The 21,573-nt window shown below is 65.3% G+C and carries 21 protein-coding genes and 1 pseudogene; 12 read left to right on the top strand and 10 right to left on the bottom strand.

All coding sequences use genetic code 11. The annotated features are described in order from the left end of the window. The 4 genes and pseudogenes from AC1DEM_RS05135 to AC1DEM_RS05120 all read right to left on the bottom strand — a co-directional run. Window positions 1-167, bottom strand: a pseudogene (locus tag AC1DEM_RS05135) (sugar phosphate isomerase/epimerase); the annotation flags it as partial. A 137-nt stretch (window positions 168-304) separates the two neighbouring features. Beyond that, a complete protein-coding gene (locus AC1DEM_RS05130; protein WP_476883430.1) occupies window positions 305-1,279 on the bottom strand; it encodes a hypothetical protein in 975 nt (324 codons plus the stop codon). 572 nt (window positions 1,280-1,851) lie between these two features. Next, on the bottom strand, window positions 1,852-2,262 hold the full coding sequence (locus tag AC1DEM_RS05125; RefSeq protein WP_476883429.1) for a hypothetical protein: 411 nt from the start codon (window positions 2,260-2,262) through the stop codon (window positions 1,852-1,854). 243 nt (window positions 2,263-2,505) lie between these two features. Next, on the bottom strand, window positions 2,506-3,408 hold the full coding sequence (locus AC1DEM_RS05120) for a C2 family cysteine protease (RefSeq protein WP_476883428.1): 903 nt from the start codon (window positions 3,406-3,408) through the stop codon (window positions 2,506-2,508). A 446-nt stretch (window positions 3,409-3,854) separates the two neighbouring features. Between AC1DEM_RS05120 and AC1DEM_RS05115 the strand changes: the two genes are divergently transcribed. From AC1DEM_RS05115 to AC1DEM_RS05095, 5 genes are all read left to right on the top strand, one after another. Continuing rightward, window positions 3,855-4,157 (top strand): DUF4193 domain-containing protein, encoded by a 303-nt coding sequence (locus tag AC1DEM_RS05115; RefSeq protein ID WP_476883427.1) that lies wholly within the window; start codon window positions 3,855-3,857, stop codon window positions 4,155-4,157. A gap of 47 nt (window positions 4,158-4,204) precedes the next feature. Continuing rightward, window positions 4,205-4,642, top strand: coding sequence for a DUF5956 family protein (locus AC1DEM_RS05110; RefSeq protein ID WP_476883426.1), 438 nt, complete (start codon window positions 4,205-4,207; stop codon window positions 4,640-4,642). Window positions 4,643-5,144: 502 nt separating this feature from the next. After that, a complete protein-coding gene (locus AC1DEM_RS05105) occupies window positions 5,145-5,942 on the top strand; it encodes an MBL fold metallo-hydrolase (protein ID WP_476883425.1) in 798 nt (265 codons plus the stop codon). Between the two features lie 224 nt (window positions 5,943-6,166). Continuing rightward, window positions 6,167-6,517, top strand: coding sequence for a hypothetical protein (locus AC1DEM_RS05100; RefSeq protein WP_476883424.1), 351 nt, complete (start codon window positions 6,167-6,169; stop codon window positions 6,515-6,517). Window positions 6,518-7,184: 667 nt separating this feature from the next. Beyond that, on the top strand, window positions 7,185-7,856 hold the full coding sequence (locus tag AC1DEM_RS05095) for a DNA alkylation repair protein (protein WP_476883423.1): 672 nt from the start codon (window positions 7,185-7,187) through the stop codon (window positions 7,854-7,856). Window positions 7,857-7,905: 49 nt separating this feature from the next. Here the strand turns inward: AC1DEM_RS05095 and AC1DEM_RS05090 are convergent, their stop codons facing one another. From AC1DEM_RS05090 to AC1DEM_RS05080, 3 genes are all read right to left on the bottom strand, one after another. Further along, window positions 7,906-8,283, bottom strand: a complete 378-nt coding sequence (locus tag AC1DEM_RS05090) for a hypothetical protein (protein ID WP_476883422.1) — start codon at window positions 8,281-8,283, stop codon at window positions 7,906-7,908. A 371-nt stretch (window positions 8,284-8,654) separates the two neighbouring features. Then, the gene (locus tag AC1DEM_RS05085; RefSeq protein WP_476883421.1) at window positions 8,655-10,661 is read right to left on the bottom strand and encodes a vWA domain-containing protein; all 2,007 of its coding nucleotides are present in this window, start codon (window positions 10,659-10,661) and stop codon (window positions 8,655-8,657) included. A 43-nt stretch (window positions 10,662-10,704) separates the two neighbouring features. Next, window positions 10,705-12,093: a sigma 54-interacting transcriptional regulator gene (locus tag AC1DEM_RS05080; RefSeq protein ID WP_476883420.1), complete on the bottom strand. Its 1,389-nt coding sequence runs from the start codon at window positions 12,091-12,093 to the stop codon at window positions 10,705-10,707. 91 nt (window positions 12,094-12,184) lie between these two features. Between AC1DEM_RS05080 and AC1DEM_RS05075 the strand changes: the two genes are divergently transcribed. Together AC1DEM_RS05075 and AC1DEM_RS05070 are read left to right on the top strand one after the other, a co-directional pair. Then, entirely contained in the window at window positions 12,185-12,835 is a 651-nt protein-coding gene (locus AC1DEM_RS05075; protein ID WP_476883419.1) for an MSMEG_4193 family putative phosphomutase, read from the top strand. 13 nt (window positions 12,836-12,848) lie between these two features. Then, window positions 12,849-13,550 (top strand): SCO1664 family protein, encoded by a 702-nt coding sequence (locus AC1DEM_RS05070; protein ID WP_476883418.1) that lies wholly within the window; start codon window positions 12,849-12,851, stop codon window positions 13,548-13,550. A gap of 132 nt (window positions 13,551-13,682) precedes the next feature. Here the strand turns inward: AC1DEM_RS05070 and AC1DEM_RS05065 are convergent, their stop codons facing one another. Both AC1DEM_RS05065 and AC1DEM_RS05060 read right to left on the bottom strand, forming a co-directional pair. Continuing rightward, window positions 13,683-14,969, bottom strand: coding sequence for an FAD-dependent oxidoreductase (locus AC1DEM_RS05065; protein WP_476883417.1), 1,287 nt, complete (start codon window positions 14,967-14,969; stop codon window positions 13,683-13,685). Beyond that, a complete protein-coding gene (locus tag AC1DEM_RS05060) occupies window positions 14,962-16,329 on the bottom strand; it encodes an MFS transporter (RefSeq protein WP_476883416.1) in 1,368 nt (455 codons plus the stop codon). The genes AC1DEM_RS05065 and AC1DEM_RS05060 overlap by 8 nt, the downstream gene beginning before the upstream one ends. A 48-nt stretch (window positions 16,330-16,377) precedes the next feature. On the opposite strand from AC1DEM_RS05060, the gene AC1DEM_RS05055 reads away from it, so the two are divergent. The 5 genes from AC1DEM_RS05055 to AC1DEM_RS05035 all read left to right on the top strand — a co-directional run bounded on the left by AC1DEM_RS05055 (window position 16,378) and on the right by AC1DEM_RS05035 (window position 20,959). Continuing rightward, window positions 16,378-17,199 carry an IclR family transcriptional regulator gene (locus tag AC1DEM_RS05055; protein ID WP_476883415.1) on the top strand — a complete coding sequence of 274 codons (822 nt, stop codon included), beginning with the start codon at window positions 16,378-16,380 and terminating at the stop codon, window positions 17,197-17,199. A 119-nt stretch (window positions 17,200-17,318) separates the two neighbouring features. Then, window positions 17,319-18,476 (top strand): cupin domain-containing protein, encoded by a 1,158-nt coding sequence (locus AC1DEM_RS05050; protein WP_476883438.1) that lies wholly within the window; start codon window positions 17,319-17,321, stop codon window positions 18,474-18,476. Then, a complete protein-coding gene (locus tag AC1DEM_RS05045; RefSeq protein ID WP_476883414.1) occupies window positions 18,473-19,300 on the top strand; it encodes a fumarylacetoacetate hydrolase family protein in 828 nt (275 codons plus the stop codon). Before AC1DEM_RS05050 ends, AC1DEM_RS05045 begins: the two co-directional genes overlap by 4 nt. Then, complete coding sequence (locus tag AC1DEM_RS05040; protein WP_476883413.1) at window positions 19,300-20,058, top strand: maleylpyruvate isomerase family mycothiol-dependent enzyme; 759 nt, start codon at window positions 19,300-19,302, stop codon at window positions 20,056-20,058. Before AC1DEM_RS05045 ends, AC1DEM_RS05040 begins: the two co-directional genes overlap by 1 nt. Before the next feature lie 97 nt (window positions 20,059-20,155). Beyond that, window positions 20,156-20,959 carry an alpha/beta fold hydrolase gene (locus AC1DEM_RS05035; protein WP_476883412.1) on the top strand — a complete coding sequence of 268 codons (804 nt, stop codon included), beginning with the start codon at window positions 20,156-20,158 and terminating at the stop codon, window positions 20,957-20,959. Between the two features lie 10 nt (window positions 20,960-20,969). On the opposite strand, the gene AC1DEM_RS05030 is transcribed toward AC1DEM_RS05035, so the two are convergent. Next, window positions 20,970-21,458 carry a VOC family protein gene (locus AC1DEM_RS05030; RefSeq protein WP_476883411.1) on the bottom strand — a complete coding sequence of 163 codons (489 nt, stop codon included), beginning with the start codon at window positions 21,456-21,458 and terminating at the stop codon, window positions 20,970-20,972. Window positions 21,459-21,573 lie beyond the last annotated feature (115 nt).

Here is a 21,573-nt window from a genome sequence, read left to right as displayed (position 1 = left end):
CAGCTGTCGGTGAGGTCGGCGTCGGCAAAGCCGGCGTCCCTGACCTCGGTGAAGACCTCGGCCCAGGCCGTGGCGTCGGCGTCGTTGACGTGGTTACCCTGCGCGTCGGTTCCCGGGAACTGCAGGAGCGCTGCGGTGATGGGCCAGTTCTCAGCGGTGTAAGAGATGGTGTTCACTCCTTCGTGAATCCCTGTTTCCCATAGGAACTGCACTGGACAGGATGGTGTCAACGACGCACTGACAGTCTTGGGGACACTCAAAAACCTATCGGGTTATCGCCACCCGAATCAATGCCTGGGTTTGATCATTGACCTCCGGAACTCTCCGTTGTCAGTTCGGCACGGGGTGTCTTTGCGTAGTCGGTCTTGCCTAGCTGGTAGGCATGCTGTTCGAGGGCCAGTGCTTTCTGGTTGATGTTCTTCAACCCGGCGTCGGACAGCTGTTCCGCCTTCACGAGGTTCAAGGTTTCCTGGTCAGCGCCACCCACGGCCGTCACTTGAACCAGCCCTGTGCCGGCCGAGTAGAACTTCCTCTGGTGGCCAGCGTCCGGTTCCAGCGGATTGCGTTCATCGATTACCAGGACGTCCTCGTAGCACGCGGTGGGAACACACACCCGCTTATGCTCTTCAAGCACGTCTCCGCAGTCCAGGAAGCCCACTGCGGGCGCGTGAGCCTGCGGATAGGCCGGCGTGCCAGTCTGAGGCTGGGCTGGCATCGCGATCCCTGCCTCGGCTCCGGCGATGCCGCTTATGAAGGTCTTCGACGCGCCAACAAATTTGCCGCCTTCGAACTCCTCCGGGTACTCCCCGAAGAGCCAGACCGCGCCATCCTTTGACTGGGCCAGCATGGCCAATTCTGATTCCACCAACTCACCATCAGAGATGTCTTGGTCCCACATCACCTGGGTTTTGACTCCGTGGATGACTTTGGTCAGCCCGGTCACGGAGTGGACCACTGTGCGCTGGGTGGAGCCTTCGGCGTTCGTGACCTTTCCCGTCGTCGTGTACTGCATGCCGGGCGTCAGCGGGAACCACTTGTTGTCGATCTTCGGCGACTCGGGGAAGGCGGCCGGGTCGAAGTTGAGGGCCGATCCTGGTCCGCAGAGGTCGGGGCCCGTCGGAGTCGGGGAAGCTGTAGGGGACGGAGTCTCCGACGCAGCCGTCGGCGATGTTGGGTCGGTGGAGCCTGAGGATGTGAACGGCAGTGGGGCCGCGTTTTGCCCGGAACACGAAACGACCGTGAATGTTGCGACGAACAGGATGAGAGCGGAACCCAGCATTGGTCGACGCTCGTGTGGCTGGGACATTTCGGTGGCCTTCGCTTTCGGAATTCCAGGAGATCCAGAGGCCCGACTGCGCCACCAGCCCCCGACTGGAAGTGCGTTCAGGCTTACGCTGACGGACCGCGTTCAGAGAAGCGGGAGAAGGGTGCCCGCCAGGCGCGGATTCGGTCTCTCGGTGCGATCCACCGAGGGAAGATCGCCCCCTCTCCGTCGCTTGAGACCACTGCCGATTCCGAACTTGCTTAGCAGGAATGATGGTCCTGTTCCGGCCATTTGAGAAGGGCCTAGTAGCCGGACGAGTAATGGATGTCTTGCCTCGCCGCGATTGCGGCGCAGGAGAATTTACGGTGCGGGACCGCTGATCGTCCATCACGGCACACGGGCTCTCGCAAGTGGGCTGCCAGCCTGAAAGCTTGACAAATTGGACGCGTGGTCGGAGCAGCGAACCGGAGCAGGAACGCCTCCTGGAAGCGGTGCGGACTTTTCTGCAGCTCGGGAGCCTCGTGGCAAGAAACAAGCACTTCAGCTACGGGGGCTGCCCACAGATTGTGACCCGGAGGTGTACGGCGTTATCCTGCCAGGGCTTCCGGGGGGAGCGCCGACGAGCCCGATTGCGGTTGGTGCTCTGGTGCGTTCCTTCTCATCGCGGCTGCAGTTGCATCGTGGTGGGGCTCACTCACCGCCGGGCCTAACGCGGCACGGATACTCCTGGCGGCTTCCCGGTACCCGTCACCGAGACCGGCAGCCCTGATCGCGTGATTCGTGCCAGCGCCTCCAAACTGCTCTTCGATCCGCTCGCCCCGCTCGGCGAAGCCGGATGCCAGGGCGGCCACTTTCTCGAGGCTGGCTAGTTGTTCCCGAACTAAGGAGAGCAGATAGCGCCGGTCCCGGACGTTCTGGTCTATGACCCCCTCCGCGTGTTCGTCCTCGTCCGCGGCGAGCCGCGCTTGGATGGCGGACAGTTCCTCCGAGGCACTCATTTGCTCCTCCTCTATGAAGATCTTGCCAACAGAGTAGTCCCAATGCGGACGAATGGAACCGGCGCTGTGCGTCTTCCTGCCGGCAGCGGCACAGGACGAAAACGTGACCAGGCCCGCGGCCCTCGATACCCACGAGCCGCCGGCAGCACACCCGGCTGGAAGGGTCCGCAGGGGACTAGATGAGCGGCTCTGGACCGTGACGAATAGCGGGCAAGCAGGGAGTGAGGGCGCGGCAGGGCGCCGTCATTCGTTCACCAGTCCCTTGCTAGGGAAGGCCGGTATCGCGATGTACTGGTTGATATTCGTGGACTGGAAGGTCTCAAACGACAGCGTCTTTTGGCCACCCTCCGGATCTCCCACCACGACGGTTTGGTCGGAAGAATCCACGCCCAGCAACGCGTACGAGTGGTCGGACACCAGCTTGCCGTCGGAGTTAGACGTCCCAAGGGTAATCAGGCCGCTGGCGAAATCTTCCGCGATCTGCGCGAAACTCACCTCTGTCATGGGGCCGCCTGGGTTGCGGTCGACGCCCGCCTCGCCGGTGATGGCATAGAGGCCATTATGCACGTCGTGGTCCTGAGCGTTGCTGAGGTCGGTACCGTCGATGCCCTTATAGCTGTTGCCGTTCGCCACCGCCCAACCTTTCTCGATAATCGCCGCCCAAGAAACGTTTTTGCCGTCAATATTTTCGATGCCATTTTCGAAGGGTTTGTCGCGGCGGAACGGAAGATCACCATTGACCGTCACCGTCACCGGGTTGGGTACGCCGTCGTACTTGCTGTGGAAGGAAATCGTGTAGGTGCCATTGCCGTTATCGTGAACCATGTTCAAAATGGTCTCAGGCGATCGTGCGGCCACCGTCATCAAGGCCGCCAGGAAGTAGCAATCGCCCGCGTCGCCCTGCTCGATATTCGTCAGGTCGCCGGAGATATTCGGCTTACCGGCGCTATCCAGCGCAAACAGAACTTGATTCGGGACTTTCTGGTAAGCAGCGCGCCCAGACACCGTCGGATTGTTCCCAGAAGGCCCGGACGCTCCCGGAAGCGGCGCAACATGCGACCGGGAAATGAAAATATACGCAATTCCAAGAATTACGATCACGGCAATCAACGAGTAAGTGACGATGGCGCGAAATTTGGCCGACATGGACACTGGACGTTGCATATTGCTGCCCCCCGTTCTTCGGGTTCATGCCCTGGCGGCGCCGCCGCGGCAAAGTCCGACAGCATCCTCGCCGTCGGTCTCCATTTACTTGATTAATTCACCAAGTGAGCAACAGCTTGCCGCAGGCAACCAATCCCGCGCAAGGACCCGCGGCGGATTCACAGGCAAAACAAAGGAAGTCACAGCTAAGGGGGGCCTCGCATGGCACCACAAGTTATTACAGGCTGTCAGCCCCGCGTGATGGCTGCTCCGGGACATGACCGGGGGCGTTTCCGCTGGTCCAGCGGCCATGGCAGCGGACCGATTTCCAGGCCGTCAGAAGCCGCCTGACACATAGTGGCGAGCGGGGAATACGGGCGCCCTTGTGTGTGTTGGACTGGAGTCAGACATGATCGTCCGGCAACATCAGAGAAGAGAGAATCACCGAAGTGGCAACCGATTACGACGAAGTCCGTTCCGACGTCAAGGAATCACAGGACAGGTCTCTGGAGGCGCTGCAATCCGCGAACGCCCCCGATGCCCGCAGCGTCGTCCGCGAGCTGGACGAATCCGACTCGCTAGATGACGCCATCACCCCCGGCGGAGAGTTCGTCGCCGAGGAACTGATCGTTCAGGTCATTCCACAGGCCGAGGACGAGTTCACCTGCTCCTCCTGTTTTTTGGTCCGGCACCGGTCCCAGCTGGCGCGCGAAAGCAATGGCCATTCGTACTGCATCGAGTGCGAAGGCTAAAGCGCTCCTTCAGGGCGCACCCGCAGCCCAGCCGATACGGAGCAACCATGTGGAGCGAGGTACAGGAAGCTGAGCCCTCAGCTTCCTGGGTGGAGTTGCCCGAGAATGGCTGGGGAGCGCTAATGGGGTGGGCAGCAGGCAGGGAAAACCTGTGCCGCCACCCGTCCTCGGACGCGGACAAGGTGGTTACCGGCTACGCCGAGCACGCTGGCGTCCGGCACGATTTCGAAGTTCCGTTCACAGCCGGTGACCGTCAAGGCGTCGATGACGACATCGATTCCTATCTCCGGGACGCCGACGTCCCGCCGCGGCCCAGGGGATATGTCTGGTTGATCCGTGTTCCGGATGGGCGTGCATCACCTGAGGACTTTTTAGCCGACGTCGACACGGCAATCCTTCGAGCGGCAGGCGCCGTCACGCATCCAAAGCGCCTGCGGCCGATATTCGCTGCCGTTCTCCGCGACTTCTACGCCCAGAGCCGATGAGCGGCACGACGCCTGGGGACCCCGTTGAGGCGCGCATCTTCGAGGACCGGCAGGACCTGTTGCTGCTCGAGGCCGCCGCGTTCGAAAACGGTGGCAATCTTGCGTTACGAGATCAAGAAAATAGCTACAAAAGACTGACCCGGCCGGGGGAGCGGCGCCCCAGGAAGGCTAGGAGAGGGCCGCTTGGTTGGAGTCCTAAGCAGGATGCGCAGGCTTTTTAATCGGCTCCGAAGCCCTTCGGCGGTGTGGAAATCGATTCATGTGGCGCCCGGCGGATCGTGACCGGTAACTTCTCGCCGCTACTTGCGTCACCGCAGGTCACCTTGGGAGTATTCTCCGCATGACGAATGCCTCTGCAGCTCCGGTTTTCCGTTGACCGTGTGAGTGTCGCGATGGGTGACCATGTCAGATCGGACAAGCGTGAGAGCGGCGTCGATGCAGGAACCTCGCTCAGTGTCATGACGCACCGCTACGCTATCGGCGATGTAAGGGGGCCCAGCGCATGCTGACGCAGGTCGCGGAAGGTGTACTGATCCACGTGAGCGAGTTCTGCCAAAGCAACGCCGTTCTCGTGCAGGGCGGGACTGGCGTGCTGCTTATCGACGCCGGAGTGCACGAGGATGAAATGAGCTGTCTCGTGAGCGACCTGTCGGAATTGGGGCAGACCGTAGTGGCAGGCTTCTCGACGCATCCGCATTGGGATCACCTCCTCTGGCACGCCGGGCTCGGCACGGCGCCCCGTTACGGCACCGCGCGCTGCGCAGCGACCGCCCGGGATCGGCTGTCGGGCGGGGTGGATGCAGTCGCAAAGGCCGCCGGCATCCCCGAGGAGGTCTCCCTGGATCTGCTCGGGCTCATCACAGGCCTGCCTGCCGAGACGACGCAGATTCCATGGGATGGCCCGGGGGTCCGAATCATGGAGCATCAGGCGCACGCCCCGGGGCACGCGGCGCTGTTGATCGAGGCGCGCGGAGTCCTCGTCGCCGGCGACATGCTCTCCGATGTCCTGATTCCAATGCTCGACCTGAACGGCACCGGCGACACGATCGAGGAATACCTCACCTCGCTGCGGTTGCTCGAGGGCGTGGCGCGCGACGTCGATGTCGTAATCCCGGGCCACGGGTCCGTCGGCGGAGCTCACCAAGTGCGCGCACGGATCGACCGGGATCGGGTCTACGTGCACGCCTTGCGTGACGGCAAGGATCCCAGCGACCCGCGGATTGGCCCGTCGGCCAAGGCCGGCTGGGAATGGGTGAGCGAAGTGCACGCTGGGCAAGTGCAACGCCTCCTTCGGAATTAGTCCGCAACCAGAGCTTTGGGGTTTGCCCACCGTTCGGCACCTGGTAGCGGGCGGTGTTTCCTGACGGTTTGCCTGACACTTCAAAGACCGAATGGGCCGGGGGAGCGGCGCCCCAGTGTCAGGCAGGCGTGGGTTGGGGCCGTGAGCATCCGCCGCCGACAACAGGCCGCCATGTGGACCCTGGCCATCGTGGCCTCCCTGGTACTCACAGCCACGGGATGGCCATGACGTTCTCACTCATCCACACGCCGGAGTCGTTTGCCAGGGAAGGTCCGGGCCATGCGCTGATCTTCGCCGGAGCTGTCGTCTCGGCGGCCGCAGCCGTCGGGGCGCGCCTGAGCGATCCGGGGCGGCCGGTGACCTTGGCCGTCGCGGGACCGGCCCTGCTGGTCGGCTGGCCGGATCTCGTCATGCCCGACCGCCTCATTCCGCAGCTCGGAGCCTTACTCGCTCTGCCCGCGGCGTTTGCGGGTCTGATAATCGGACTCGTAGCCGGACGACGCCCAGGTGGACTCAAGTACAAGATCGGATACCGGTCTGACGGTGGAGTGGAGCGCCGGGAACCCCTCCCGTAGCTCTTCACAAAGCTAGCTTTACATAATGTTGATTATCGGCGCTTTTATAATCAGTCGATAGGGGCTGATGTTCTGCCATCCGACTTTTGTTTTCTCCAAATTTCCCGTCAGTGCATCTGGACGATTACGCGCATCACCAAGGGCGCGCCTGCTCGTCTCCGCCGGACTGCCTACGCATGATGTGGGTATGACCGAAAAATCCCTGCGTGTCCTTTACTCGATCGGCCTGGGCATCGTATATCTCGGACACCAGCGGTTTTTTCCGCCCGGGCTGTCGAAGCCCGGGCAAGGGCACGGGCGGTGAACGGGACTGCCGGTTACGGCCGGGTGCCCATGCAGCCGCCGTATGCCCCGGTTCAGCAACCCCAGGGTCGGCCCTACCAGCCGCAACAGAACCAGCAGTGGCAGTACCCACAGCAGGGACAGTACGGCCAGCCGGGTCAGTACCCGCCCCAGCCGCAGCCGACGCATCAGCCGTACCCTACGTAACCGCCGGCCAGGAGACCCCGGACGGCGCTAACGCCCACCATTACAGAGGCCCGCCGACCATCATGGCCGCGGGCCTCTTTGGTTCCCTGCCGCTTCTTGACTGTGCGCCAGCTGGTCGCGTGGGTGGGCGCGTTTCCCCAGTAGGCTGAACCTCACAAGTGATGGAAACGAGGCAAAGATGGCCGAGACGATGGTGGCCGAGGTGATGGCCGAGCTGGCCGGGCTTGAGGACCCGAGGGCACGTGAGGTGAACGAGAAGCACGGTGACGATCACGGTGTGAACCTCAGCAAACTGCGCGCGGTCGCGAAGCGGCTGAAGACGCAGCAGGAGCTCGCCCGCCAGCTTTGGGAGACGGATGACACCGCGGGGAGACTATTGTCGATCCTGATCTGTCGCCCGAAGGCGTTCGGGCGTGACGAGTTGGACGTCATGTTGCGCAAGGCGCGCACCCCCAAAGTGCACGACTGGCTGGTGAACTACGTCGTGAAGAAGAACCCGCACTCCGAAGAACTTCGCGTGGCCTGGTCCGCGGACCCGGATCCGGTGGTCGCGAGTGCCGGCTGGGCCCTGACCACCGAACGCGTGGCGAAGAATCCCGAGGGCCTCGACCTCACCGGACTCCTGGACGTCATCGAGACGGAGATGAAAGACGCCCCGGACCGCCTGCAGTGGGCGATGAACCACTGCCTGGCCCAGATCGGGATCGAGCACGCCGAGCACCGCACCCGCGCAATGGACATTGGTGAGCGCCTGGCGGTGCTCAAGGACTACCCGACTCCCCCGAACTGCACGTCGCCGTTCGCGCCGATCTGGATCACCGAAATGGTTCGCCGACAACAGGGCAAGTAGGAACTTCTGAGCTCAGGCTCGTGCCGCTACTCCCCCAGAACCCGGCACCCTATGCGGACTGGCGTTCGTCCACTCCGAGGGCAGTCCGCGATTCATTGAGCAGGGCAGCAAGCCTGCCGTCCAAAGCCACCACCGTGCCGGAAAACTTCCGGTCACTCAGGTACCGCCCGAGCCTGTCGGAAGCCCGCGCCTTCACGGTCGTGCCGCCGCGGCGTTTTTCGAGCTGAACCGTTAGACCAACGGGGATGCTCCTGGGCGCCAGGAAGCCCAGAAGCCGGAATATGAAGCCCGATCCTGCCCTGATCTCCAGTCCATTCGGGAGATCCTTGACGCTGAACCGCAGCTCTGTGAAGTGGTCGGCCAGGACCTTCCTGGCCCGGGCTGCGCTTAGCGGAGTCGGAAACTCATCATTTCTGCTGTACTTCACCGGCGTCCTTTCCCATTGTCTCGATCTGTTGAGGGCCTGAACCTCCGCCGATTCTGAATCGGCGCAGCCCAAAGCGGTGGCCGATGTCCGCCTCCTGCATAGGAATCAAACCGCTCCCCTTGAGCCAGTCACCGCGAAAGCGGCAGCTGTCTGGGGCCGGAGGGCTCTCGGCCGATCAGCATGAGGCCCCAGACTTTGAAGTGAGTGATGGCGCTCACTTTACGGCCGGCATTTGTCCCGTGACTAGGGAAATGGCGTGACAATCTCGCCATTGGCCTTTGACATCTCAGTCACGTTTGGATGGCCTCGAAGCGGGACGCTTGAATGGTCGAATTCTAAAAATCTCCGCGTCCGTTCCCTCCGCTGGCCGCCTAGAAAGCCCAGTCGGCGTCGTCGTACGGGCGGCCGCGGAAGTGGGCGCGGAGGTACTCCCCCACAACGGCAGCCCCCAGATCCCCAGCCTCGGGCGCGACAACCCGGCCGTCGATTCGGCGGACCATGCGCTGGACGAACCGCTCGAGCCCTGGGTCATCGCCGAGCCGGAAAAACGTGGCTTGTGTACCGGCACGTCCGAGGCGGTCGAGCTCGGCGACAGTGACGCGGATGGTTTCCGTGTCGGGCGGCCAGGCGAACCACGTCTCGCCGTCGGCCAGCAAGTGCGCGGTGGGCTCGCCGTCGGTCACCACGAGGAGGACGGGCTGCATCGACGGGTGCTGGCGGAAGAATCGACCCGCCAGCAGCAAGCCATGGTGCAGATTCGTTCCCTGTTCCCGCAGTGCCGGCAGGGCCGTGAGCTCACCGATGTCCATGGCCTGGGCGTAGCGGCCGAACGTGATCAGCCGAAGCCGATCCCCGCGGAACCTGGTTGAGACGAGGTGGTGCAGAGCGAGGGCGGTTCGTTTCATTGGCACCCACCGGCCCTCGGCGGCCATCGAGAACGACACATCGACGAGCAGCGCAACGGCGGCCTGGGTGCGCGCCTCTGTCTCCGTCACCTCGATGTCGCCCACACCGAGGCGGACTCCGCGGCTCGGGTCACCGCCGTCGGCCATCGTCCGGCGGATCGCGTTTGTCATGGTGCGGGTGACGTCCCACGGCTCGGCGTCGCCGAACTCCCACTGACGGCTGGAGCCAGTCTGATCGCCGGCAGCCCCAGCGACGCGCGTGTCGCGGCCCCCTTGCCGGCCGGACAGCTGCTTGGCGGTGTCCCGCAACAGCGACCTGCCGAGCTGTCGCATGGCCTGCGGGGACAACTTGAGGTCGTTGTCGGCATCGCGCCGCAGGTAGCCGCCGTCCTGCATGGCCCGCTCGATCTCCCCGAGGGTGCGGGCCGTCACGGCGGCACTCTGCCCGAGTTGACGGGCGAGGGCATCCAGATCCAGGTCATCGAGGCTGGACCCGCTATAGGACTGGGATAGCTGTTCAGCCAGCTCGTCGAGTTCGGCGAGATCCTGGAGCACGCCAGTGCCGTCGCCTAGCCCGAGCCCTTCCTGGCCCTCGAAGCGTTCGGAGCCCGTCCAGTCCTCGCCGGGGCGCAAGGCGCGCAGGCTGGAGTCGAGTTGATCGAGCTGGGCCATGAGCTCGGGCGAACCGAACGCCTGGGCGGACAGGCGCATCAGCTCATCGCGCTGCTCCGGGGACATGGATTGCAGGAGCCGTTGGGCTGCGGCCGCGCGTTGGGCGAGGGCGTCGACCAGCTCCTCGACGGATTGTGGATTCTCTGGAAAGAAGTGGCCGTGCCGGGCCATGAACTCCTGGAAGTCCGCGTCGGTGTCTTCGCCGCGCCGGTGTTTTCCAAGCAGCTCGTTGAGATCGCGCAGCATCTCGCTCACTGCCGCGCGGTCCTCGTCGGTGGCGTCCTCGAGCGCTTGTTTCATGCCGGCGAACCTTTGGTCGAGGACCTCACGGCCCAGCAGGTCTTTGATGCGCTCATAGGCCTCCCTTGCGCTGCTTGACTGCCAGTCGTAGGAGGCGAGCTCGTTGACCGCCGCCGCCGTGGACGAGGGCAGGTTCTGCAGCTGCATCTCCCGTAATGCGCGGTCGGTATCGTCCATCGTGACGTCGCGGGCGAGCTGTTTGCGCTCCTCCAGCACGGCGGTGTCGAGAAGCTTCTGGACCTCGCTGAGGGTGCCGTCCAGCCGGTGGCGGCTCAGCAGTTCACTCCGGCGCTGTTGAACGCGGCCGGCGAGGGCGTCGAGCCCTTCATGGTTTCGGCCGCCGCGCCGCAGGTACTCCTGCAGGGCGTGCCGCGGTGAGTACCCGGCCATGACGTCGTCGGCGATCGCGTCGAGCGCCTCCGCCAGGTCCACCGGCGGGGCGAGCGGATCGGGTCCTCCCCGATACTGGCCGTACCTGGAGGAGCGGTGGTAGATAACCATGATGCCGCCTATCCCTGTCCCTATGTTCCAGCCGACGTCGTTCCTAGCCGTAGATCGTTTCCTCGTCGTCGGAGTCCTTGGAGATCCGCCGGGCGAGGTAGAGGCCCTCCAAGGCAAGTTCGATGGCGGCGGCGCGCTGCCCGTCGTTCTTGGCGGCCAGGCGCCCGCTGATCTCGTCGTAAAGGCCGGATCCGTCAAGAGACGGGAGGTTTTCGAGGAACTCCCGCGCGGTGACCTGTTCTCCTGTGGTTACGGTCCTGTGGCCGTCGAACGCCGCCACGAGTGGGCCGAGGTCCAGACCATGGAAGTGCGCCCGCGCCGTTTCAGCAGTAGCCAGGCGCAAGAGGTGATCGAGGACGGACTGTTCACGCCCTTCCTCCCCCGATTCGAACTCGATCTTGCCCGTGAGGACCTCGACCGCAGCCGCCAGATCGACGATGCGCGCGACTGCCTCGTCCTCACTGCGCATGCTGGCCCGGCGCAGGGCCGCCGCGGCGACGGTTTCGGCACCCGCGATGGCGAAGCGCGCCGAAACCCCGGAGGTCTGGTTGATGGCCGGGGATTGCCGCAGCGCGCGGGTGTAGCGGGCCAGGATCTCGAGGATGACGGGCGGGACGTCGGCCACCAGCCGCCCCTCCTGATGGATGACTGCGACCTCGTCATCCAGCTCTATGGGATAGTGCGTCCGGATCTCGGCGCCGAAGCGGTCCTTCAAGGGCGTGATGATCCTGCCGCGGTTGGTGTAGTCCTCCGGGTTGGCGGACGCGACGACGAGCACGTCCAGCGGCAGCCGCAGCACGTAGCCGCGGATCTGGATATCGCGTTCTTCCATCACGTTGAGCATGGAGACCTGGATCCGCTCGGCGAGGTCGGGCAGTTCATTGATGGCGATGATCCCGCGGTTGGATCGCGGCACGAGACCGTAGTGGATGGTTTCCGGGTCACCGAGCCGGCGGCCCTCGGCCACCCGCATGGGGTCGACGTCGCCAATGAGGTCGGCAACGGAGGTGTCCGGGGTAGCGAGCTTCTCGACGTAGCGTTCCGATCGATGGCGCCACGACACACGCAGCCGGTCACCTTCGGTGAGCACCCGGGCCCGGGACTGCTCCGTGATCGGCTCGTACGGGTGTTCGTTCAGTTCCGAGCCCTCGATGACCGGCGACCACTCGTCGAGCAACCCCGCCAGCGTGCGCAGAAGCCGTGTCTTGCCCTGTCCCCGCTCGCCGAGCAGCACGACGTCGTGGCCGGCGATCAACGCACGCTCGAGCTGGGGCAGGACGGTCCGGCCGAAGCCAAACATCCCAGGCCACGGATCACGGCCGGCGGTCAGGGCGGCGAGTAGGTTGCCGCGGACCTCGTGGCGCAGGTCCTTGTAGACATGGCCGGCTGAACGCAATTCGCCAACAGTGAAGATATTGGGACGATCACTCACCCCTCCACGGTAGTCCTCGAGCATGCGGCGAATCGAGGGAATTCCCCAATATTCCTGCACATGGGCCCGTGGAACGGCATACTGGATCCTGATGACTGCAGCATCACCCCCGGCATCGCAAACCACCCTCATTCTTCTGGTGCGCCACGGGCAGACTCCCACCACGGGCACGGTGCTGCCGGGTCGGGCCCCGGGACTGCACCTTTCCGACCGGGGCCGGGCCCAGGCTGAACGGGTCGCTGAACGGCTCGCGGTTCTCCCCGTCGATGCCATCTATTCCTCTCCGCTGGAGCGCACCCGCGAGACTGCAGAGCCCACGGCAGCCTGCACCGGGCTCGAGGTACATGAGAACGCCGGCCTCATCGAATGTGACTTCGGCGAGTGGACCGGAGCCGCGCTCGCCGAACTGGCGGGCCTGCCACAGTGGCAGACCGTGCAGCACACCCCGTCGGCCTTCCGCTTCCCGAACGGGGAGAGCTTCGCGCAGATGCAAGCTCGGATGGTCGGGACGCTGGAGGCACTGTGCGCCGCCCACGCCGGGGGCGTCGTCGTGTGTTTCTCCCACGCTGACCCGATCAAGGCCGCCGTCGCCCACGCCCTGGGCACCCATCTGGACCACTTCCAGCGGATCGTTATCAGCCCGGGCTCGGTCTCGGTCATCTCGTATGTGGAGGGTCAGGCGCCCGCCGTGCTGATGGTGAACGCGACCCTGGAACCGTTGAGTGGACTGAGGGAGCTGTGACAAGGGACGGACAGTGTCCGAACGGGAACTGACCCTGCTCGGTGAGGGCCGGATCGAACTGCGCGGACGCATCCCGCGCGGTAGCAACGCGGCGTTCCTCGTCCGCGTTTCGTGCGGGGACGATTGGGCGTACGCGGTCTACAAACCGGAGACCGGAGAGCGGCCGCTGCTGGACTTCGAACCCGGGCTCTACCGCCGGGAGCGCGCGGCGTATCTGCTGAGTGAACACCTGGAATGGGGAATCGTGCCGCCGACGGTTATCCGCGAGGACTCGCCCTTGGGGGTCGGCTCGCTCCAGTGGTTTATCGAGTGCGACGTCGGCGAGCACTATTTCACGCTGTATGCGGATTCACCCGAGACCCACCGCCGGCTGTTGCAGATCGCCCTGTTCGACTGCGTCGCCAACAACACTGACCGCAAGAGCGGGCACGTGCTCCGCGGCCATGACGGAAGGGTTTGGGGCATCGATCATGGACTGTGCTTCGCTGCGGGCTTCAAACTGCGCACGGTGATCTGGGACTTCGCCGGTGTTCCTATCCCCGGGACCTTTCTCGAGGACCTTGCCCCGCTCGCCGAGACGGTGCCGCACGACGTGGCGGAGCTTCTCGACAATGCGGAGGTCACCGCCCTGCGACGCCGGGTGCGGCGGTTGCTGCACGACGGCGTGCTGCCGTTTGACCGTACGGGCATGCGTTACCCGTGGCCGCTGGTCTAGGTGGGCGCCATCAGCGGAACGACGGTCATCTGCGGCGCTTAAGGCGCCTGAGGCATCTGCGGACCGGCCCGGCAGGGCTTCGGTCCGCAGGTGCCTATTGGTCGCCAATGAGGCGGCCGTCCCGTCCTTAGGTCAGGCGGGAATCCGTTCCGCCAGGCTGGAGTGGGCCGCGCGAGCTGCCGGGACGCCGTCGCCACTCTGGCCATACAGCCAGTCGTTGTACTGGAAGTCGTTGTCCTTCCGGCTCTTGAAGAGCAGGTTGCGCAAGATCCGGGCCAGTCCGGAGACGTGCCAGGATTCGCCCCAGATGCGGGCGGTGCGCTGGACCCGGGCTGTGCGGCCGGCGCGGACGTTGTTGAATTCCCTGATCGCGTCGTCCCAGCCTTCCGGCTTGACGCCGTCGGCGGTGAAGACAGTCCCGTGGCTGGCGTCCTGCAGCACGGCCGCATCTTCGAGGGCCTGGCAGGCTCCCTGGGCGAGGTACTGCAGCATCGGGTGCGCGGCGTCGCCCATCAGCACCATCCGGCCGGCCACCCAGTTTTCGATCGGATCGCGATCGTACATGGGCCAGCGCATGCTGGTGCCCAGGTTCTTCAGCGCTTCCTGGACGGCCGGAACGCAATCCTTGTACGCCGCCTCGAGCTCGTCCACTCCCCCGTACTGCTCTTCGCCGCGTTCGAACGAGGCCGACTTGAAGACGGCCACGGTGTTCAGCAGCTTGCCCTTGCGCAGCGGGTACTGCACCAGGTGGCAATCCGGTCCGAGGTAGACGATGACGTCCTCGAGGTCAGCCTTGGGCGTGTTTTCGGTGATCGGCACCGTGCCGCGGTAGGCGACGTAGGCCGAGGGGACCGGATGGTCGTTGGCGACCAGCGGGCGCAGGGTGGACTTGAGCCCGTCGGCGCCGATCACGACGTCGGCCTCGTAGTCCACACCGGCGGCGGTGTGGGCCACCCCCCGGCCGTTCACGGTCTCCACACTCTCGACCATAACGTCGTTGACCAGCTTCACGCCCGCCGCCTCACAGCCCTCGAGCAGGACCCGGTGCAGGTCGCTGCGGTGGATCACGACATATGGCGCACCGTAGCGTTCCTCGAATTCCCCGCCGAGGCTCTGGCGCGTGAGTTCCTCGCCGGTGACCGCGTCGCGGAACACCAGGTGCTTGGGCTGGACGCCGATCTCCAGGGCCTTTTCCAGCAGGCCCCAGCGCCTCAGGACGCGGGAGGCGTTTGGTGCCATCTGCAGCCCGGCGCCGACCTCGCCGAATTCGGGGGCGCGCTCCACCAGGGTGACGTTTGCGCCGTTTTCCCGCAGCGCGAGGGCTCCGGCCAGTCCGGCCATTCCCCCTCCGATGACGAGGACATCGGTGGACGAGCCGTCGGTGGACAGGAAACTGGTGGACGGGTCGTGCTCAGACATTGCTTGCTCCTGTTGGTGAGGATTGTGTTGTGGTTTTTGACGTGAGTTTGAGGCCGACGGCGGCCAGCAGGACCGCTGCGATGGCGGCTGCACTTGCGAAGGCGAGGAAATTGGAATTGACGCCGAGTCCGGCGGCCAGCAGGAGGCCGCCGATCTGGGGTGCGGCGACGGCTCCGATGCGGCCGGTCCCGAGCGCCCAGCCTAGGGCGGTCCCGCGCAGGTGCCCGGGATAGTGGCTGGCGACGGCGGCGATTATCAGGCACTGGGTGCCGTGGGTACCGACGCCGGCGAGGACCAGCATGAGATAGACGACGGTGACCGGCGGTCCCGTCACCAGGACCAGTAGTGCGGCGGCGGCGACGGCGGCCGCGGCGATCGCCGTCGGGATCGGACCGAAGCGGGTCCCGGCCCAGGCCGTGACGACCGACCCGGCTACCGCGCCCAGGTTGAGGGCCAGGGCGAAGGTCAGTGCGGACCCCAGGTTGTAGCCGGCCAACTGCATGAGGTTGGGCAGCCAGGTGCCCAGCCCGTACCAGGCGAAGAGGGTGGCGATCGTCGCCAGGGCGAACAGCAGGCTGATTCCCAGGTACGGGGCGCGGAGCAGGGATTTGAAGCCGATCTGCTCCTCGAGGTTACGTCCGCTGCCGGCTGCCTTGCCTGTAGCACTGCCTGCGGCGCTGTGTTTGTCCGACGTACCGCCGGGGGCGAGCGTCTCCGGAAGGTATTTCAGTCCGAGCGGCACCACGATCATCAGTGCGATTACGGCCACGAGGAACATGGACTCCCAGCCGAAGGCGGGGATCAGTTGGATGCCGACGACGGCGGCGATGGAGCCGCCGATGGGGACGCCGGACATCATCAGGGTGGCGATAGTGGAGCGCCATTTGGTGGGGACCAGTTCGGCGACGAGGGCGTTTGCCGAGGGCACCAGGCCGCCGAGTCCGATGCCCGCGAGGAGCCGCAGTCCCCCGAAGACGGCTGCGTTGGGGGCGAAGGCGCAGAGGATTGTGAAAATTGAGAAGACGATGGCGCAGCCGAGGATGGTGCGGCGGCGCCCCCAGGAGTCGGCCATCCGGCCGGCGAAGATCGCCCCGACCATCATGCCGACGAAGGCCATGGAACCGATGGTCCCGGCGGTGGCCTTGCTCAGGCCCCAGCCGGTGTCGGAGATCAGCGAGGACTGGACGGTGCCGTAGACGATCAGGTCGTAGCCGTCGAAGACCACCAATAACCAGCAGACGAGGACGGCCGCCGCCGATCCTTTGGAGAACCGTGAGGCAGGCCCGTCAGCGGTGGTGGGGGCGGGGACCCCCGGCGAGAATCGTTGCGGCACTGCAACGGCGGAAGGTGTGTGATTCATGCCACTACTGTCGTGGCCGCCGCAGGTGAACCACAATACAATTCTGATGTGCAGAACAACCGAACAGCCCGCTCGGCCCGCAAACCCGTGCAGAAGCGGCCCACCTATTCGATCGAGGCCGTCGACAACGCGTTGCAGCTCCTCCAGCTCCTCCGCGACGGCGGGGCGCTCCGGCTCAAGGACGCCGCCGAGGAGCTGGGCGTGGCGCCCTCCACCGCCCATCGCCTTTTGGCGATGCTGGTCTACCGGGGATTCGCCGTGCAGGATGAAACCCGCCGCTATGTCCCTGGCCCGGCAATGGGGGTCGGGCCGGCCGGGCTGAGCTGGACCAGGCTGCTCCGCTCGCTCGCCCAGCCGCACATGGAGCTGCTCTCGGCACAACTCAACGAGACGGTCAACCTGATGGTCCGGGTGGGCACGAAAGTGCGCTTCCTGGCGACGGTGGAGGGCAGCAACGTGCTGCGGGTTGGTGACCGGCAGGGGACGGTGATGCCCGCCAACAAGACGTCCGGAGGCAAGGCCATGCTCGCCGAACTAGAACCGCCGATGATCGACCAGCTCTTCCGCAGCAACAACGCCGAGATCGGCGGGGACACCATCCCGGACAACGAGTACCCGACCTTCCTGCGCGAGCTGGAGTCGATCCGGAGCAACGGCTTCGCGGCCAATTTCGAAGGCACCGAGGAGGGCGTGAGCGCTCTCGGCATGGCCCTGCATAATCGGCACGGGCAGGTGGTCGGCGCGCTCAGCGTCGCCACTCCCGCCACCCGCTTCCGCCGGGTGTTCGACGCCGGACTCGTTCCTGCCCTGCGGGAAACATGCCGGCAGCTGGAGATCGATATCGCGGCACACCCGGCCGAGCCGGACTGAGGTCCCTGACGGCCAGACCCAGGGAATTCTGACAAGCAGAATATGCTGGGGGTCACATGCCGGCAACCGTAGAGTCGAACCACGCCAACGAACTGTTCAGACCTACCGAGGAGGCCCACGTGTCCATCAGCGCCGAGAACACGACTCACGAATCAGTGGCCGCGGGGCACACTGCTCCGGAGCCGACGCCCGAAGAGGCTGCCCAGCTCAGAGAGCTGTACCGGGATTTTGACCGGGAGAACCTGATCCCCCTGTGGACCGAGATCGCGGATTTGATGCCGATGGTGCCGACTCCCAAGGCTGTCCCCCACGTCTGGCGCTGGAGTGACCTGTATCCGCTGGCCGCCCGTGCCGGGGAGTTGGTCCCGGTGGGCCGCGGCGGGGAACGCCGGGCGATTGCCCTGGCCAATCCCGGCCTGGCCGGAACGCCGTACGCCACCCCCACGCTGTGGGCGGCCATCCAGTACCTGGGTGCCCGCGAAACCGCGCCCGAACACCGGCATTCTCAGAACGCGTTCCGCTTCGTGGTCGAGGGTGAGGGCGTCTGGACCGTGGTGAACGGGGACCCGGTGCGGATGTCGCGCGGGGATTTCCTACTGACCCCGGGCTGGAACTTCCACGGCCACCACAACGACACCGATCAGCCGATGGCCTGGATCGACGGCCTGGACATCCCGTTTGTGCACTACGCCGACGCCGGCTTCTTCGAGTTCGGTACCGAGCGCGTCACGGATGAGGCCACCCCGGACGTCTCCCGGTCCGAGCGGCTCTGGGCGCACCCGGGTCTGCGTCCGCTCTCCGGGCTGGACGACACGACGAGCTCCCCCATCGCGGCCTACCGCTGGGAGCACACGGACCGTGCGCTGGCCGAGCAGCTGCTGCTGGAGGACGAGGGCCACCCGGCCACCGTTTCCCAGGGCCACGCCGCCGTCCGCTACACCAACCCCACCACGGGCGGGGATGTGATGCCGACCATCCGGGCCGAATTCCACCGTCTCCGCGCCGGCGCCGCCACCGAGGGCCTCCGCGAGGTCGGCTCCAGTGTCTGGCAGGTCTTCGAAGGCTCCGGCACGGTGGTCCTGAACGGCGAAACCAGGAACCTAACGAAGGGCGACCTCTTCGTGGTCCCGTCCTGGCAGGAATGGTCGCTGCAGGCGGACCTGCAGGCCGAAGCTGGCTCTCAAACTTCGTTTGACCTGTTCCGCTTCAGTGACGCCCCCATTTTCGAACGGCTGAACTTCAACCGCACCTACATCGAAGGACGCAAGAACGCATGAGACTCCTCACCCTCCGCACCGGAAACGGCACGACCAAGGCCGTCCGCCAGGACGGCGACACACTGACCGAGATCAACGGCTTTGCCGACGTCGGCGAGCTGCTCCGCACCGGCGACTGGGAGGCCACCGCGAAGGCAGCGAACGGCGGCACCCACGCGGCCGACGGCGCGGACCTGGACGCCGTCGTCCCCTCCCCCGGCAAGATCATCTGCGTGGGCCACAACTACCGCAACCACATCAAGGAAATGGGCCGGGAAGTCCCGGAATTCCCCACCCTGTTCGCAAAGTACCAGGAGTCCCTGATCGGCCCGAACGATGACCTGGCCCTGCCGCAGGAATCCGTCGCCGTGGACTGGGAAGCCGAACTCGCCGTCGTGATCGGCAAGAAAGGCCGCCGGATCAGCGAGGCCGACGCTGCGGACCACATCGCGGGCTACGCCGTGTTGAACGATGTCAGCATGCGCGACTACCAGTTCCGCACCATCCAGTGGCTGCAGGGCAAGACCTGGGAAAAGTCCACCCCGTTCGGGCCCGCCCTGGTCACCAAGGACGAATTCATGGCCGGGCCCCTGATGACGTCCGAGGTCGACGGCGAAATCCAGCAGCAGACCCCCACCGGCGACCTCGTCTTCACCCCGGAGTTCCTGGTCTCATACATCTCCACCATCATCACGCTGAACCCGGGCGATGTGATCGCCACCGGCACCCCCGGCGGCGTGGGCCACGCCCAGGACCCCAAGCGCTACCTGCAGGAGGGCCAGCTCCTGGTCACCACCATCGAGGGACTGGGCCAGCTGAAGAACCGCGTGGTCAAGGAGGCCTGATGGTTGCCCGCCAGGACCAGACCACGGACCCGGAGCTGCTCGCGGCCCTGCTGCAGGCCCGGCGCGGCACGGCGTTCTTCGCCCGCAAGCTCAACGAGCTCTCCGACGCGGAGCTCGACGGCGCGTCGCTGCTGCCGGGCTGGACCCGCCGCCACATCACCGCGCACATCGGCTACAACGCCCGGGCCATCGCCCGGCTGGTCGAGTGGGCGGCCACCGGAGTGGAAACCCCGATGTATGCCTCCACAGCCGTCCGCGACCACGAGATCGACTTCGGCGCCACGCTGAGCCCGATCGCGCTGAGGCACCTCTTTGACCACTCCGCCGTGCACCTGAACGTCGAATGGCGGGACCTTCCGGAGGACGCCTGGCACCACAAAGTCCGCACCATCCAGGGCCGGGAAGTGCCTGCCACCGAAACGGTCTGGATGCGCACCCGGGAAGTCTGGATGCACACCGTGGACCTGGCCAACGGCGCAAGCTTCGCCGACATCCCGGCATCCGTTCTCGAGCGGCTCCTGGCGGACATCGCCGGCGCCTGGAAGGCCCGCGGCACGGACGCCGGCCTCGTGCTCGAAGTATCGGACCACGATCTCACGTTCGGTGACACAGCGTCGGACGCCGCCTTTGTGGTCAGCGGACCGTTGGCCGCCGTCGTGGAATGGGCCGCCGGCCGGGGCAGCGGCGGCGTTACAGCCACAGGGCCCGGCGCTGCAGCCACAAACGGTAAGGTTCCGGCCGCGCCCAAGTGGATCTGAGTCTGTCAGAGCGCTGATTCCGCCGGTGCTCAGCAATCGAGTGGAACCGCACCAACAACCCCCGCCTTGAAGCCGCGGCGCGATCTACACTGTCTGGATGAAGGCGACGGTCAGCGGGGTGTCTGTGCACTACGCCGAGCACGGCAGCGGCAGGCCGGTCCTCGCTCTGCACGGTGCCGGCGTGGATCATCGCGAGATCGCCGGCGCCCTGGAGCCGATATTCCGCAGCGTTCCCGGCTTCCGGCGGCTGTATCCGGATCTGCCGGGGATGGGCCTAACGCCGGCGCCCGGGACGATCAACAGCAACGATGACGTCCTGGACCTTCTGCTTGGCCTGATCGACAGCATCATCGGTGATGAACCGTTGCTGGTCATGGGCCAGTCCTACGGCGGGTACTTGGCCCGCGCCGTGGCCAATCGGAGACCTGACCAGGTGGCCGGGCTGGCGCTAATCTGCCCGGTTGGCGCGCAGACCCGCAACGTGCCCGCGCACGAGATTCTCGTTTCGTCGGCCGACCTTGCCGGCAAACTGAGCCCGGAACTCGAGGCCTCCTACCGCAGCTACTTCGTGGTGCAGACGGATGAAACGCTGAGCCGGTTCCAGGAGTTGGTGGCACCCGCAGTTTCCCTGGTTGACGAGCCGGGCGTGATGCGGATCTTTTCGAATTGGGAGCTTCGGGATCGCCCGGAGGCTGCGGCTACCTATTCTCATCCCGTGCTAATCCTTGCTGGACGGCAGGATGCGACGGCCGGGTTTACGGACCCGTGGGAGCTGGTGGAGCACTACCCCCGGGCCACCTTTGCTGTACTCGATCGCGCCGGCCACGCGCTTTTGCACGAGCAACCCACACTGACGCAGGCCCTGATTGTCGAATGGCTCGCGCGCGTGCGGAGTCAATGATGGTTCACGATCATTGCCGGGGCAACGGTTCCTGGTTTCGTGGTGGGGCTGTCCTCCGGGCATTTTCAACAACATACACCTGTCCTTCGGGCGCCGACTTGTGAGACTCCGTAGTGTAGAAACGGATCTCGTGCCCGTCCGGGTCTGAGAGACCGGGCAGGATCCACCCGAGAGAGGCGACGTGGACGCCAGCGTGGGCGTCGCCCAACTGCGTCAGCCGCGTGGATAGCGCGTCCATTGCGGCCTTGGTCGGAACGCCGATGGAGAAGTAATCGAATCCAGCGGAGGACGCGGCTTTGCCAGGATCCAGCCGCAGCGCCAGTCTTGGCCCGCCATCCGGGTGATCAAGGGCAAGGCCCATGACTTTGCCATCTTCGCGGAACTCCATCGCAACGGCATAGCCCAGCCGGCTCTGGTACCACTCGCGACTGCGGTCGAGATCACTGACCGGGAGTTTGAGGTGGTGCACGCCATCGAACTGGGGAACTTGAGTGTCCACGGCAAATCCTTTGATCGCAAGCTCGTGCTCCCACGATAGTCCGGATCATTGCCCGGCACGCCGCAATCATCCCAGTCGTCACCACCTGAATGCCTCTCCGGGGACTCGCAGGGAC

The organism is Arthrobacter sp. 05T420 (assembly GCF_056396305.1).
This window is presented reverse-complemented; position numbering and strand designations above follow the sequence as displayed.